This window comes from Sphingobacterium shayense, assembly GCF_013179575.1.
Classification (GTDB): Bacteria; Bacteroidota; Bacteroidia; order Sphingobacteriales; family Sphingobacteriaceae; genus Sphingobacterium; species Sphingobacterium shayense.
In genome coordinates, this window is record NZ_JABMCQ010000001.1 from 37,482 (window position 1) to 52,518 (window position 15,037).

Annotated in this window: 11 protein-coding genes; 5 read left to right on the forward strand and 6 right to left on the reverse strand. The window is 40.7% G+C overall.

Annotated features, from left to right (window positions below; genetic code table 11):
* Nucleotides 1-71: 71 nt before the first annotated feature.
* Both HP439_RS00180 and HP439_RS00185 read right to left on the reverse strand, forming a co-directional pair.
* Nucleotides 72-299, reverse strand: a complete 228-nt coding sequence (locus tag HP439_RS00180; protein WP_172388305.1) for a DUF6814 family protein — start codon at nt 297-299, stop codon at nt 72-74.
* Between the two features lie 5 nt (nt 300-304).
* Entirely contained in the window at nt 305-1,843 is a 1,539-nt protein-coding gene (locus tag HP439_RS00185) for an MFS transporter (protein WP_172388306.1), read from the reverse strand.
* 186 nt (nt 1,844-2,029) lie between these two features.
* Between HP439_RS00185 and HP439_RS00190 the strand changes: the two genes are divergently transcribed.
* On the forward strand, nt 2,030-2,305 hold the full coding sequence (locus tag HP439_RS00190; protein WP_343043490.1) for a hypothetical protein: 276 nt from the start codon (nt 2,030-2,032) through the stop codon (nt 2,303-2,305).
* A gap of 58 nt (nt 2,306-2,363) precedes the next feature.
* Here HP439_RS00190 and rsmG read toward each other — a convergent pair whose 3' ends face one another.
* Both rsmG and HP439_RS00200 read right to left on the reverse strand, forming a co-directional pair.
* On the reverse strand, nt 2,364-2,999 hold the full coding sequence (gene rsmG / locus HP439_RS00195; protein WP_172388307.1) for a 16S rRNA (guanine(527)-N(7))-methyltransferase RsmG: 636 nt from the start codon (nt 2,997-2,999) through the stop codon (nt 2,364-2,366).
* Nucleotides 3,000-3,035: 36 nt separating this feature from the next.
* Nucleotides 3,036-4,181 carry a glycosyltransferase gene (locus HP439_RS00200; RefSeq protein ID WP_172388308.1) on the reverse strand — a complete coding sequence of 382 codons (1,146 nt, stop codon included), beginning with the start codon at nt 4,179-4,181 and terminating at the stop codon, nt 3,036-3,038.
* 144 nt (nt 4,182-4,325) lie between these two features.
* Between HP439_RS00200 and tgt the strand changes: the two genes are divergently transcribed.
* The 3 genes from tgt to HP439_RS00215 are packed head-to-tail and all read left to right on the forward strand — an operon-like array spanning nt 4,326 to nt 7,490.
* Nucleotides 4,326-5,456, forward strand: coding sequence for a tRNA guanosine(34) transglycosylase Tgt (gene tgt / locus HP439_RS00205; protein WP_172388309.1), 1,131 nt, complete (start codon nt 4,326-4,328; stop codon nt 5,454-5,456).
* A 37-nt stretch (nt 5,457-5,493) separates the two neighbouring features.
* Nucleotides 5,494-6,576 carry an LptF/LptG family permease gene (locus tag HP439_RS00210; protein ID WP_172388310.1) on the forward strand — a complete coding sequence of 361 codons (1,083 nt, stop codon included), beginning with the start codon at nt 5,494-5,496 and terminating at the stop codon, nt 6,574-6,576.
* Between the two features lie 2 nt (nt 6,577-6,578).
* Nucleotides 6,579-7,490: a DMT family transporter gene (locus HP439_RS00215; protein ID WP_172388311.1), complete on the forward strand. Its 912-nt coding sequence runs from the start codon at nt 6,579-6,581 to the stop codon at nt 7,488-7,490.
* Between the two features lie 51 nt (nt 7,491-7,541).
* Here the strand turns inward: HP439_RS00215 and HP439_RS00220 are convergent, their stop codons facing one another.
* Both HP439_RS00220 and gltB read right to left on the reverse strand, forming a co-directional pair.
* Nucleotides 7,542-9,008 (reverse strand): glutamate synthase subunit beta, encoded by a 1,467-nt coding sequence (locus tag HP439_RS00220; RefSeq protein ID WP_172388312.1) that lies wholly within the window; start codon nt 9,006-9,008, stop codon nt 7,542-7,544.
* A 20-nt stretch (nt 9,009-9,028) separates the two neighbouring features.
* Entirely contained in the window at nt 9,029-13,543 is a 4,515-nt protein-coding gene (gltB, locus tag HP439_RS00225) for a glutamate synthase large subunit (protein WP_172388313.1), read from the reverse strand.
* A gap of 300 nt (nt 13,544-13,843) precedes the next feature.
* Between gltB and HP439_RS00230 the strand changes: the two genes are divergently transcribed.
* Nucleotides 13,844-14,941, forward strand: a complete 1,098-nt coding sequence (locus tag HP439_RS00230) for a mandelate racemase/muconate lactonizing enzyme family protein (RefSeq protein WP_172388314.1) — start codon at nt 13,844-13,846, stop codon at nt 14,939-14,941.
* The last annotated feature ends 96 nt before the right edge of the window (nt 14,942-15,037 follow it).

Consider the following 15,037-nt stretch of genomic DNA (forward strand, 5'->3'; position numbering starts at 1 on the left):
AGCAAAAAATTAGATGTATGGAAAATTTTTTGAATGACTTTCTGTACAGGCTTGATTGTCAGTCTGCAAAATTACATTTTGGTCTTGTCGTATTCTCCTTTTAAAGCGTAATAGCCGAATATAGCCATGCCTATACTTATAATTGGGGTAAGGATAAACAAAATAATAATTCCAAATACTAAGTCTTCCTGGTGCCCAGTACTCAATTTGGGCACACCGAACTGGAAAATGCAGAAGTAGGCCGTGAGGATTGCAAGAATGATCCAAAGGACTCCAAATATTTTTTTTATACTTTCCATATTAATTAGTCTTTAACAGTATTAGCAGTCATGTTTTTAGTGATATAAAGTGCCCCGATAATAAAACATACAGCCGATATAATAATAGGATACCACAGTCCCTCCAAATAGTATGTCGGATTTCCTTGTGATTGTGCATTACTAGCAAGATATGTTGATACCGCCGGAAGTAAACCACCAAAGATTCCATTTCCAATGTGATAGGGGAGTGACATAGATGTATAACGTATCTTTACGGGGAAAATTTCAACAAGAAATGCCGCAATTGGTCCGTAGACCATAGTAATATAAAGAATCTGGACAAAGATCAGAGCAACCAGCAGGGCATATTTGCTACCGGAAATTGTTACTAAGCTTTTTGTTGTGATTTGGGGGGCGGTCTCGTTTAATTCTGCGTCACCGGGGTTCAAAAGTTGTTGACTAGTGGTAACAATTAGCTTGGTTCCGTCAGTATATTCTGTAGTATATTTTTTTATTTCTTCCTTTCCTTGGGCTGTGGAAAGCGTTTCGGAGCTTTCTGCACGAGCATCAATAATTTCAGTTTTGTGCTCGATATTGGTGATTTGATACATGGCTTCATATATCGGTCGGTAAGTGAGCAAAGCCAAGAGCATCCCCGTTAACATGATCCATTTTCGGCCAATTTTGTCACTTAGACGGCCACAGACAACAAAAAATGGGGTTCCAATAAGCAAGGCAATTCCTAGTATGAGATCCGCTTGGTCACTATCTAAAAACATAACCGTTTTCATGAAGCTCATTGAGTAGAATTGCCCAGTGTACCAAACGACACCTTGTCCCATTGCAGCTCCGAAGAGTGCTAATAAGACGAATTTTAAATTATATTTATTGCCGAAACTTTCCTTTAGCGGGTTTGTCGCAGTTTTGCCTTCGGATTTCGCTTTCGCGAACTCTGGCGATTCATCCATATTTCTACGTATAAGGTAGGACACATATACCATGATTATCGACAGTATAAAGGGGACACGCCAGCCCCAATTATCGAATTGCTCATCTGTCAAACAGAATCTTGTTAATAAAATGACAACTAGGGAGATGAATAACCCGAATGTTGCAGTAGTTTGTATCCATGAGGTCCAGTATCCTCTTTGGCCTTCAGGACTGTGTTCTGCAACATAGGTTGCCGCTCCTCCATATTCACCGCCGAGAGCCAATCCTTGGAGAAGTCGTAATACCAAGACAATCAAAGGTGCGAAAAAGCCTATAGATTCATAGCTTGGTGTGATCCCGATGAGAAACGTAGCTCCTCCCATCAGTATTAAAGTGACCATAAAGGTGTATTTCCGGCCGATTAGATCTCCTAAACGGCCGAAAAATAGTGCGCCGAAAGGACGGACAACGAAACCGGCTGCAAAAGTTGCTAACGTCGATAAGAATGCGGCCGTAGGGTTTTCTGCGGGGAAAAATTTTGTTGAAAGCACTACGGACAGGCTTCCGAAAATGAAGAAATCGTACCACTCAATGAGCGTACCCAAAGAGGAGGCTCCAATTACTTTCCATAGGGATTTCTTATTAGTTTGCATACACAGGTTAGGTTTACTTGTTATTTAACAGTTTATATTTTTATAAGGATGTTACTCCGAGAAATAATTAGGGGGAATGCGTATAAAACAAATAGGTTTTAAAATATTTATATCGATCCCGTCCGTAATTAGACTTGTTTATAATCGGAACTCTAAAATTAAGAATTTTGATTAAAAATCCTAACTTTGAACAAAAAAATAGATATGGAATTAAAAGGAGCTGAAGAGCCATTTGATATAGAGATAGATAACGTCGTCTATTCTGTATTCCCCGAGGAGAAAGATGTGTATGTTGTTTTTAAAGAGGGGCGGGAATATATAAAGCTCTTGAAGGACACGGAAAATTCTTGGTTGATGTTGAATCCCGAAACTGAACTTCCGATGTTTGGAATGGATGAAGAGGTAGACCGAATAGGAAAAAAAATTAATGAGGAACTGCGTCTGGGTTCTGATCGCAAGTAAATTATTAAAAGCGCTTTACATTTGTAGAACGCTTTTTTATCCAATGAAGTTCTTGTAATTACATTGGAATGTATACTATATATTTAGTGTCAAAGAAATCTTCCTGAAAGTAATCGGCTAGTCGGTGTAGCTCAGCTTTTAAGTTGGCTTCTTTTATTTCTTCTTTTAAATCTCCGCCCTTGAGGTATAAAATTCCGTTAGGTAAGGCATTTTTATCTTTTTTTTCAAACTTATTTCTAACCCAGGGGATAAAATCAGCTAAACGTGTAACAGCTCTGGAAACAACAAAATCGTATTTGTAATCCAATACTTCTGCACGTATGTGATCTGCTTCGATATTTTTGAGCCCGATAGCGGCGGCTACCTCGCGCACGACTTTTATTTTCTTTCCGATCGAATCTACCAAATGGAATTGAACTTCAGGGAAAAGTATAGCCAGGGGTATACCCGGGAACCCTCCGCCGGTACCGACGTCTAGAATTCTAGTGCCGGAAGTAAATTCGCTTACAAATTTTGCAATGCCTAGGGAGTGTAGTACGTGGTGTAAGTAAAGACTCTCGATATCTTTCCGGGACACAACATTTATCTGGTCATTCCAAAATGGATATACCTCCGCTAGTTGTGCAAACTGTTCTTTCTGGTCGTCTGTTAATTTTGGAAAATACTTATAAATGATATCTACTGTAGGATTCATATGTTTTTAATTAAATTGACGTGGAACTAAGGAGAATTACTTCCAAGCTATTTCTTTTTTATTGCGGTTAAATACCCCGTTGATGCAAATATAGAAATAGTAAAACAGATCTAATATCGGCAGCCAAAGTAAAAGATCATGAACCCCCAATTTTCGGTAAATACTATTGAAAATAATAAGTTGGCCGAGGAGCCGTATTAAATACGCGCCAACGGGAATATACCAAAGGGAGGGGTAAATAAGAACGCATACGACTATCATTATATAAAATAATAACGCTGAAACAAGTTGTGCAGCTAGCATGCGTTTATGGCGGCCTTTGTATAGCGTCGATGCTCCAGAGTGCCGTGCTTTTTGTCTATAATAGGCTTTCCATGTTTCCTTGGGTCCAGAGTAGACATGAGCATTCTGATGGATTGCAAGGTTGACGTTGTTGCGGGTAGCATTTTGGTTAACAAACAGATCGTCGTCTCCAGATTTGATATGCATGTGTTTTGTGAAACCTTTAGATTTAAAAAACAGCGATTTTTTATAAGCGAGGTTTCGCCCAACAGCCATATAGGCATTTCTTTTCAAAGCGTACGAAATGTAGCTCATTGCGGTGTGTGTGGTTTCGAACCGTATTATCTTGTTAAGAAAGCCCGGAAGTTTAAAATATGGTGAATATCCCAAAATAATTTCCTTTTCCTTCGTGAAAGCACCTGCCATTTCGCTAATCCATCTTGAATTTATCGGCTGGCAGTCCGCATCGGTAAAGAGAAGATGGTCGTATCTCGCTCCTTTTATTCCCATAGTGAGCGTAAATTTCTTGGTATTCTTCAGTCTTATATGTTCTTTAATCTCAATTACTTTTAATCTTTCGGGATATTTGCTAATAAATTCCTTTAGAACCCACTTCGTGTCGTCGCTCGAGCAATCGTCGACAACTATAACCTCATATTCTGGATATTCTTGTTGTAAAATGTCTGGTAAAAATTGTCGTAAGTTATCCTGCTCGTTGAAGGCTGAAATAATAATGCTTATCGGTGGTTTAAAATCATTTTCCTGATGGGATTTGATTTTATGTACAGCAAGTTTGCCGTATACGAATAAGATATAATAAAGCTGTACAAGTAATAATAGTCCTAGTATTCCTAATGGAATATAAGGTATATACGGAGTAAATTGTTCGAGTTCTACCATAATATAGGCTCAAAGATAAGGTGTTATTTGAAGATATCGGGGGGAATTAGTTAAGTTTTATTAAGAAATTAGTCCATGCTCGTTTCCTTCTGTTTTTTATCCTATTTTTGCAGTGATTAAAAAAAAGAGGGTACCACTAGATATATGAAATTTACGCTTCAAGCACAAGATAATGGGTCCAAGGCTCGTGCAGGGATTTTGGAAACTGCGCACGGGAATATCCAAACGCCAATATTTATGCCTGTAGGTACCGCCGGTACTGTTAAAGCAGTTCATCAGCGTGAACTTGTGGAAGATATACAGGCACAAATAATTTTGGGCAACACTTACCATTTGTATCTCCGTCCGGGTCTTGACGTATTGAATAAAGCAGGCGGATTACATAAGTTTATAAATTGGGAGCGGCCTATTTTAACGGATTCAGGTGGATACCAAGTGTATTCCTTAACCGAAGTACGTAAGATTAAAGAAGAAGGGGTGACTTTTCGGTCGCATATTGACGGGTCGAAACACTTATTTACTCCTGAAAATGTAATGGACACGCAGCGTATAATCGGTGCCGATATCATAATGGCTTTCGACGAGTGTACGCCATATCCCTGCGATTATAGGTATGCTCGCCGTTCGTTGGACATGACTCACCGTTGGCTTAAACGGTGCGTAGATCGTTTTGATACCACTGATCCTCTTTATGGATATGAACAAACATTATTCCCTATCGTGCAAGGCTCCGTCTATAAAGATTTACGGGAGAAATCCGCGGAAGTAATTGCTTCTTTCAATAGAGATGGTAATGCGATTGGAGGGCTTTCTGTAGGAGAACCTGCTGAAGAGATGTATGCGATGACCGAAGTTGTCACCAATATTCTGCCGGAAGATAAACCAAGATACTTGATGGGGGTCGGTACTCCAGTGAATTTGCTGGAAAATATTGCTTTAGGTATCGATATGTTTGATTGTGTGATGCCCACTCGAAATGCCCGGAACGGGATGTTATTTACACAAAATGGTATCATCAACATAAAAAATGAGAAGTGGAAAGACGATTTTTCTCCGATTGAGGCAGAAAGTGACCTATTGGTCGATCAAATCCATACGAAGGCATATCTACGGCATCTAATCAGATCTCAAGAGATACTTGGTGCGCAAATTGCTTCCTTGCACAATTTGCATTTCTATCTTTGGTTAGTAAACCAGGCACGGGAAAAAATTATAGATGGGACTTTCTATCCGTGGAAGGAAAAAATGGTGAAAATATTAGGGCAAAGATTGTAACTTCGGAAACTGTAAAGAAGGTTACGGAACAAGATTTATGAATATCATCGATCGCTATATCATTAAAAAATACCTCAGTACGTTTATATTTACTGTAGGTATCTTTATTGTTGTTATTGTCGTTTTCGATGTGTCGGAAAAGCTTGATGATTTCTTAAAAAATAAGGCGCCAATGTCGAAGGTCTTTTTCGAATATTATGCCTTAGGGAGTATTCCTTTTTTTCTTAATATGCTCACCCCTTTGATTAACTTTATCGCGGTAATTTTTTTTACTTCGAAAATGGCGGATCAGACAGAGATCGTTCCTATTTTAAGTGGTGGAATGAGTTTCAATCGTTTCTTGCGACCTTATCTCTTTTCGGCAGGAATAATTTTCGCGTTTACTTTTGTTTCAAATATTTGGATTATTCCATATACGAATAAGATCAAGGTTAATTTTGAAAATGTATACGTAAAGCCTCAAAAAGTAAGTACCTCGACGCTATCCACACATATGCAAATTGATTCTAATACTTATGTGTACATCGATAATTTTGATACTAAACGGAATATCGGTTATAATTTCTCGATGGAAAAATTTGAGGGCGATAGACTAATAGAGAAGTTGATGGCCCAGCGAATAACCTGGGATTCTACAGCTACGAAGTGGAAGATAGAAGATTACAGTATTCGTTTTATTGACGGTCTAGATGAAAAAATGGAGAAGGGTAGTTCACGTGATACAACATTAGATATGTTACCGCGCGATTTTGAAGTATATGACAATGTTTTCACTGCAATGGATACGAAGGAACTGAATCAGCGAATTCGAAAGGAGGAAACGCGAGGAACGGGAATGATGACGGACTTACTGCTGGAAAAGTATAAACGTTATATTGGTCCATTCTCTGCTTTTATTCTAACTTTAATGGGGGTATCTCTTTCTTCGAAAAAAGTACGAGGAGGAATTGGCCTTTCATTAGGAATCGGAATTGCCCTTAGTTTTACATACTTGGTGCTCGTACAGTTTTCGACTATGTTTTCCTTAAAGGGAGGTTTGCCACCACTTATTGCAATATTAATCCCCAATGTACTATTTCTACTGCTAGGATTGTGGCTGAAATATAAAGCTCCAAAATAATCATGATTCTTCCTTCCGTTAATAAGAATGTCCTTATTTTACATTTAACCGTGTTAGTCTGGGGATTCACCGGTATACTTGGTGAACTTATATCTGTGTCCGCGCTCCATCTAGTCTGGTACCGGGTGGTTATCGCGGCACTTTCTTTATTTATTTACTTTATTATAATTGGAAAATCAGTTCAGGTTACTAAGCAAAAGCTTATTCAAATTGTATTGGTTGGAGGAATTGTCGGATTGCATTGGGTACTGTTCTTTTATGCGATCAAGATTTCGACCGTTTCGGTAACCTTGGTCACATTATCTGCAACCACACTTTTCACCTCGATTCTTGAGCCCATTATTAATCGGAAAAAGATAGCGAAAACAGATGTTGGTGTTGGACTTATTATCCTTTTCGGTATTTATCTGATATTCAAGTTCGAGTTTCAATATGTTTGGGGGATAGTAAGCGGATTATCTTGTGCACTCTTTGCTAGTATTTTTTCAATTTTGAATGCACGCATGGTTAAACACACGAGTCCAACCATTATAACATTCTATGAAATGTTAGGTGCATTTCTTTGCGTTTCACTAATTATGTTGGCTACAGGTAAGTTCGATGAGAATATGTGGTTAATCGGAATGGACTGGGTATATTTATTACTTTTAGGGGTTGTATGTACAGCTGTCGCCTATGTATTAGGGGTAGCAGTGATGAAGGAACTGAGTGCATTTACAGTGGCTCTAACCACAAATATGGAGCCGGTTTATGGGATAATATTAGCTATTCTCGTTTTTGGAAATAAAGAAACGATGAGTACTGGTTTCTATGTCGGGGCGGTAATTGTTTTAGGCGCGGTCTTCTTATATCCATACATCAAAACTAAACTAGAAAATAAGGAACGCTCATTAATAAATCGAAAATTACATTGATTCAGAAAAAAACCGGAATGAATCCGGTTTTTATTGATACTAAATATGAAACTAAGCGTATGAGACTGATTTATCCTTGCATTCAAGTTCTGAGTAACCCATAAGGTACTCATCCACTTTTCTTGCACATTCTCGACCTTCAGAAATCGCCCACACTACAAGTGATTGGCCACGACGCATATCGCCTGCTACGAAGACATTGTCTACTGAGGTCTTATATTCTCCTTCTTTTGCATCCACATTTCCTCGATCGCTAAGTTTTACACCCAACTGTTGAAGTAATCCATCATGCTGAGGGTGGAGAAAACCCATGGCTAATGTAACAAGCTGACATGGAAGTTCACGTTGTGATCCTTCTACCTCTTTGAATTTTGTTGGTCGTCCGAGATGGTCCACCTCCCATTCTAAATCTACTACTAAGGCGGCCCGTACATTTCCGTTTTGGTCGCCAAGAAATTCTTTAGTACTAATGCTCCAATGTCGTTGGCAGCCTTCCTCATGAGAGGTTGTTGTTTTTAACAACATCGGATAGGTCGGCCACGGCATAGCATCAGTCCGCTGTGTTGGAGGCTGTGGCATTAGCTCAAACTGTGTTACGCTTGCTGCCCCATGACGGTTTGAAGTTCCTACGCAATCAGATCCAGTATCGCCTCCGCCGATTACTAAAACATCCTTTGCCGCGGCATGAATTTCTTCGACTTCAATGGGTGAGTTACCGACACGTTTATTTTGCTGTTTTAAGAATTCCATTGCATAATGGACGCCTTTTAGATCGCGACCCGGAATTGGTAAGTCGCGTGGAATAGTCGAACCACCAGATAAAACGACAGCATCGTATTCCTTAAGCTCACTGGTAGGAACATTCGCCCCCACTTCCGAATTGGTTCGGAATTCAATTCCCGATCGTTCCATGATTTCTATCCGACGATCGATTATCGTTTTATCAAGTTTAAAGTCAGGTATCCCGTAACGTAATAATCCTCCAACTTTGTCATCACGTTCATAAAGTACAACGTCGTGACCTGCTTTGTTCAATTGTGCAGCAGCAGCTAGACCAGCCGGTCCTCCACCCACTACGGCAACACGTTTTCCAGTTTTGATGTATGACTGGTTTGGTTGTACAAAATTGTTCTTATAGGCGATCTCGATGATATGTTTTTCTATTTCTTCGATCGCTACCGGAGATTTGTTAATACCGAGTACACAAGCCGCCTCACATGGTGCCGGACAAATCCGGCCAGTGAATTCCGGAAAGTTATTTGTCGAAACGAGTATATTATACGCTTCTTCCCAACGTGCATCATAAACGGCGTCATTGAACTCTGGAATAACGTTGCCTAGCGGGCACCCAGAATGGCAAAAAGGGATGCCGCAATTCATACAACGTGCCGCCTGATCGTTTAATTGTTCTGTGGAATATGGTTGGACAAATTCCTGATAATTTTGTTTTCTATTTTCTACAGAGTCTTTCTGAGGAAGTGCTCTCTCAAATTCTAAAAATCCTGTTGGTTTTCCCATTATATGTTCCTCCTCTTAGATTAAGCTTCGATTAATTTTTTACGCAATACATTTTTATATTCGCGAGGGAAAACTTTTACAAATTTACCCTTCTGTTGTGTCCAGTTTTCCAATATGAAATTCGCCCTGTCACTGTTTGTCAAGTTGGTGTGTCGTTTTAATAATGCAATAATCGCTGTCTCATCTTCTGTGTCCAGAGGGTCAAGGTCAACCATCTCTTGATTACAGTTTTCACGGAAATCGCCAGCGATGTCATATATCCATGCGATTCCTCCGCTCATACCTGCCGCAAAGTTTCGACCGGTTTGTCCTAATATTAATGCACGTCCACCTGTCATATATTCGCAACCATGGTCCCCGATTCCTTCAACGACGGCAGTAGCTCCAGAGTTTCGCACAGCAAAACGCTCACCAGCCATACCGTTAATGAACAAGTGACCCGAGGTCGCCCCGTAAAGAGCTACATTGCCGATGATAATATTATCGTGGGCTGTTAAAGGGCTGTCCGCGGTCGGGTAGATAGCTAGCTGTGCGCCCGATAAACCTTTTCCGACATAGTCATTAGCTTCACCTTCAAGTTCAAAAGAAAGGCCTTTTGCACCAAAAGCGCCGAATGATTGACCAGCGGATCCTTCGAATTTAAAGTTGATGGTATTGTCTGGTAAACCTTCTGCGCCATAATTCTTGGAAACTTCGTTGGAGAGCATGGTTCCAATAGTACGGTCAGTGTTTTTTACCTTGAACGTTCCAAATACTGGTAATTTTGATTCTAACGCGGTTTTCGCTTGTGTTAGTAATCCCCAATCGAGGATCATGCTTAATCCGTGGTCTTGTTCCTGTGTGTTATGCAAACTTTCTGAGGGTTCGTTTCTTGCAACATAAAGGATTTTCGAAAAATCGACTTTTGATGCTTTCCAGTGATCAATATTTTCGCGTTTTTTTAAGAATTGTGCACGACCAACCATTTCGTTAATAGTACGGAATCCCAATTGTGCCATTGTCTCGCGTATTTCTTCAGCCAAGAAGCGGAATAGATTTACAATATCTTCGGGTTTACCTGAGAATAATTTTTGTAGTTCAGGATCTTGTGTGGCTACGCCAACAGGACACGTATTCAAATGACATTTACGCATCATAATACACCCACCTGCAATTAGTGCTGCAGTAGCGACTCCCCATTCTTCGGCTCCAAGTAATGTGGCGATGACAATGTCTTTTCCTGTTTTCATTTGGCCATCAGCCTGTAAAACAACACGGCTACGAAGTTTGTTGTGAACCAACGTTTGGTGAGCTTCAGCTAGTCCTAGTTCCCACGGTAATCCGGCATGTTTGATCGAACTTACAGGAGATGCGCCTGTCCCTCCATCGAACCCGGCGATTAAGATCACATCAGCATGCGCCTTAGCAACACCTGCAGCGATAGTTCCAACACCTGCCTTGGATACTAACTTCACGTTTATTCTTGCTTTTCGATTTGCATTCTTTAAATCGAAGATTAGTTGGGCTAAGTCCTCGATGGAATAGATATCGTGATGAGGGGGAGGAGAGATTAGACCGACTCCTGGAGTTGCATGGCGAAGTCTAGCAATAAAATCGTTAACCTTGTGCCCAGGGAGTTGACCGCCTTCTCCTGGCTTAGCACCTTGTGCCATTTTTATTTGTATTTCATCAGCTTCGGTAAGGTAGTGGGAAGTTACTCCGAAACGGGCCGAAGCAACTTGTTTGATAGCTGACCGCATAGAATCTCCGTTCGGTAAACGCTCAAAGCGGGCGGCGTCTTCACCTCCCTCACCAGTATTACTTTTTGCACCGATGCGGTTCATTGCAATGGCTAACGTGCTATGAGCCTGAGTCGAAATCGATCCCATGGACATCGCGCCAGTAGCAAACCTTTTCATGATGTTTTCAATAGGTTCTACTTCATTAATTGGAACCGGTGTGCGGTGTTTTGCGAAGTCTAGTAACCCCCGTAGGGTGAACATGCGTTCTTTTTGATTATTTATGATCGAAGCATATTGTTTGTATGATTCGTAGTCATTTCCACGACAGGCCTTTTGTAGTAAATGTACGGTCTCTGGGCTCCATAAATGCCCTTCGCCGCGACGCTTCCACTGATAGATACCACCTTCAGGGAGTAGTTTCTTCTCTGTACGAGATTCTCCAAATGCACGCCAGTGTTTTGCAAGCGATTCTTTCGCTATATCATCAAGCGTTAGCCCACCAATACGAGAAACCGAGCCACAGAAGTATTTGTCAACTACCGATATGTCGATTCCTAGTACTTCAAAAATTTGTGCGCCGTGGTAGGACTGTAACGTTGAAATGCCCATTTTAGAAAAGATCTTCAAGAGCCCTGAACATATTGCCTTAACATAGTTCTTCTTTAAATCTTCCCAATCCAACTCGGTGTCAATTTGTCCAAGTTCTTTCATTGTCCGTATAGAGGCTAAAGCCATATAGGGGTTGATTGCTGTGGCTCCAAAGGCTAAAAGGCAAGCAAAATGATGTACTTCCCAAACATCACCAGCCTCCACCACTAAACCGACAGCTCCTCGATTTCCGGTCTTTATTAAGTGATGGTGTACAGCGGATACCGCGAGTATAGATGGTATCGCTGCGTGTTGTGAATCTATGGCACGATCGGAAAGAATAATCACTTCGAATCCATCACGTACTGCATCATCTGCATAACGGCAAAGACGTTCAATTCCGGCTTCCAAAGAGCCGGGTTTCCCATCTGCCTTGAAATATAACTGTAAAGTTTTTGCCTGGAATATTCCGGTATCAATGGAACGAAGTTTTTCTAATTCACTCGAAGTTAGAATTGGATGCTCCAGTGTAACGCAATGACAGAATTTTTTATCCTCAATTAAGATGTTACCAGCGTTCCCTATAAACGTCGCTAAACTCATAACTAGTCGTTCACGAATAGGATCTATCGGCGGGTTCGTTACTTGAGCGAAAAATTGCTTGAAGTAGCTAGAAAGGTGTTGTGGTTGATCCGAAAGTATCGCTAACGGAACATCGGTTCCCATGGAACCAATCGGCTCATAGCCAGTTAAGGCCATCGGTGTAAGGATAGTTTCAAGATCCTCTCTCGAGTAACCGAAGGATTGTTGGTATTTGAAAACGGACTCTTTTTTCAGATAGGTATAAGTAACCCGAGGAGTTTCCAACTCGTCCATTCGAATCTTATATCGATCGATCCAATCACCGTAAGGTTGTTTATTTATCAGCTCGTTTTTGATATCTTCATCGGAACGTATACATCCTTGTTGCATATCTACAACGAATATTTTTCCAGGTTGTTGACGTCCTTTTTTTATGATAATACTTTCAGGAATAGGAAGTGCACCCGCTTCGGAGGCGACGATTACGCGTTCGTCAGATGTGACTGCATAGCGTAAAGGACGAAGTCCATTGCGATCGAGCGTTGCACCAATAATTTTCCCATCCGTGAAGCATAATGCAGCAGGTCCGTCCCAAGGTTCCATCAATGTAGCATGATATTCGTAAAATGCTTTTTTTAGAGGATCCATTTGTGTATTGCCATCCCAGGCTTCTGGTACCAGCATCAACATGACGTGTGGTAGACTGCGACCCGTATGTAATAAGAGTTCAACGACATTGTCCAAACACGCTGAATCCGATTGTCCGCGATCAACTACAGGAAGTAGTATTTCCATCTCCTCGTCGGAAAAATAAGGGGATGATAATGATCGCGCTCCCGCGTAAAACCAGTTTAAGTTACCGGTAAGTGTATTGATTTCTCCATTATGGGCAATGTTGCGAAACGGCTGAGCCAATGACCAAGAAGGGAAAGTGTTCGTTGAAAATCTGGAGTGCACAAGTCCAAAAGCTGAAACAACGCGAGGGTCACGTAGATCCTCAAAGTAGGAACCAACCTGATATGTTGTCAACTGACCTTTGTAAATTATTGTTTGACACGATAACGAAGCGATATATAATGGTAACGGATATTCTTGGTGTTCTTTTACTTTTTGGATGATCAAACGTCGTAATACAAATAATTTTCGTTCGAAATCTTCAGTGGTTGAAACGCCATCTGGACGAGAAACAAAAAATTGAACGATTTCCGGTTCTGCACCCAACGCCGTAACTCCAATTCCGTCGCGATTCACCGGTACATCTCGGAACCCAAGAAATTTCATTCCACGGTCTTCTGTCGCCTCGATAATAGCATTACGACAAATCGCGTTCGTTTCTTCATCTTTGGGAAGAAACAACATTCCTGTGCCGTAATATCCCGGTTCTTCTAGTTGAATTCCAATGTTGATACATTCCTCCCACAAAAATTCGTGTGGCAATTGGATCATTATACCTGCACCGTCTCCGCTTTCAGGATCACAGCCACAAGCGCCTCTGTGCTCCATGTTTTCGAGCATAGTTAACGCATCTTTTACTTGTTGATGTGATTTTTCTCCCTTGATGTGTGCCACAAAACCTACTCCACAAGCGTCGTGTTCAAAGTCGGGATTATACAATCCTTGTTCCGGTAATCTTTCGTTTATCATCTTCTCCTCAAAATATTTGGTTGCTAATATACGAATAAAAATTAGTTTTTATTGTAAATATTGTAAATTAAATTCGATAATGTTATTTTATTGATAAATTTAGCCTGTTTTTTTATTGATATTGTATTCTCTTTTGCTGGAATGTGGTTCGAGTGAATATCCTTCTGCTATTAGACTAGCACAGCGAATAAACCTAGGCGCAGTTTATCCTTAATTTAAGGGACGTAGTTTGAACCAACTGCGGAGGACTAATAACAAGGGGAATTTGTATATTAGCTCGTTCAAAAAGTATTCATTTTTATGAAAATCACAGAAGTAAAAGTCTTTCGTTTAAGCATACCAATGGAGCCATTTGTTATTGCAACAGGAACGATGGATTATGCACAAAACATATTTATTCAGATCCGCACCGATACGGAACATTACGGCGTAGGGGAATGCTCTGCCTTCCCGATGATCGTTGGAGAAACGCAGGATACATGTTTGGTGCTAGCGCGTGATTTTGGTAGGATATTAAAGGGAAAAAACCCATTAATGATTCATGAGCGTATGGCTGAGCTGGCTTTATATATCGCTGGGAACAGTACAGTGAAGTCTGCATTTGACATGGCTTTGTATGACCTTGCTGCAAAATACGCTGGTGTTCCCTTGTATCGGTTTTTAGGAGGAAAGCCTCGAGAAATTATTACAGACATTACATTAGGAATCGGTGAACCATCGGTAATGGCTCAAAAAGCCTCTCTGTTAAAGGAGCGAGGTGCTGAAGCTTTAAAAGTTAAACTAGGTAAATATCCGCAAGATGATATTATGCGAATTCGTGAAATTCGAAAAGCCGTTGGATTTGATATTCCTATTCGCATCGACGCAAATCAAGGATGGTCCTATGAGGATGCTGTTGAAACTCTTCGAGGGCTAGAGCCGTTTAAGATCCAATTTTGTGAACAGCCAATGCGTACTTACAATGATCATCGTTTATCCGAATTACGTACCCAAACCATTATACCGATTATGGCGGATGAATCTGTATACTCCTGGCACGATGCCGAACGCCTCTGTCGGCAAGATGGTTGTGATTATATAAATATTAAGTTTTCCAAGTCATCTGGAATAGCGGAGTCGTTGAGAATACAAACTGTGGCTGCGGAGTATAACGTGCCATGTATGATCGGAGGAATGCTTGAATCCCGTTTAGCCTTAGCTGCAAAAGTTCACTTTGCATATGCTGCGCCCAATGTGAAGTTTTTCGATCTTGACACGTGTATGGTTGGTCACTTGGAGGATCCAGTTATTGGCGGTGCGCAATATGACGGTTATCGTGTTTCTATAAAAGATTCCCCAGGAATAGGTGCTGATGTTGAGCAATCGTTCCTTGATAGGTGTGAATCCTGGACTGTATAAACGTGTCCATAAAGTGTTTGTCTTCTCTGAAGATCTATTAACTTTCTAAAAGGGAGATCTAATGATCAGTATGAGTATGTTCACTCCAGTATTGTA

Excerpts from the sequence above, each read along its gene's own strand:
- HP439_RS00180 (WP_172388305.1), bottom strand. The coding sequence starts at position 299 with ATGGAAAGTATAAAAAAAATATTTGGAGTCCTTTGGATCATTCTTGCA.
- HP439_RS00185 (WP_172388306.1), bottom strand. The coding sequence starts at position 1,843 with ATGCAAACTAATAAGAAATCCCTATGGAAAGTAATTGGAGCCTCCTCT.
- HP439_RS00200 (WP_172388308.1), bottom strand. The coding sequence starts at position 4,181 with ATGGTAGAACTCGAACAATTTACTCCGTATATACCTTATATTCCATTA.
- HP439_RS00230 (WP_172388314.1), top strand. The coding sequence starts at position 13,844 with ATGAAAATCACAGAAGTAAAAGTCTTTCGTTTAAGCATACCAATGGAG.
- rsmG (WP_172388307.1), bottom strand. The coding sequence starts at position 2,999 with ATGAATCCTACAGTAGATATCATTTATAAGTATTTTCCAAAATTAACA.
- HP439_RS00210 (WP_172388310.1), top strand. The coding sequence starts at position 5,494 with ATGAATATCATCGATCGCTATATCATTAAAAAATACCTCAGTACGTTT.
- tgt (WP_172388309.1), top strand. The coding sequence starts at position 4,326 with ATGAAATTTACGCTTCAAGCACAAGATAATGGGTCCAAGGCTCGTGCA.
- HP439_RS00215 (WP_172388311.1), top strand. The coding sequence starts at position 6,579 with ATGATTCTTCCTTCCGTTAATAAGAATGTCCTTATTTTACATTTAACC.
- gltB (WP_172388313.1), bottom strand. The coding sequence starts at position 13,543 with ATGATAAACGAAAGATTACCGGAACAAGGATTGTATAATCCCGACTTT.
- HP439_RS00220 (WP_172388312.1), bottom strand. The coding sequence starts at position 9,008 with ATGGGAAAACCAACAGGATTTTTAGAATTTGAGAGAGCACTTCCTCAG.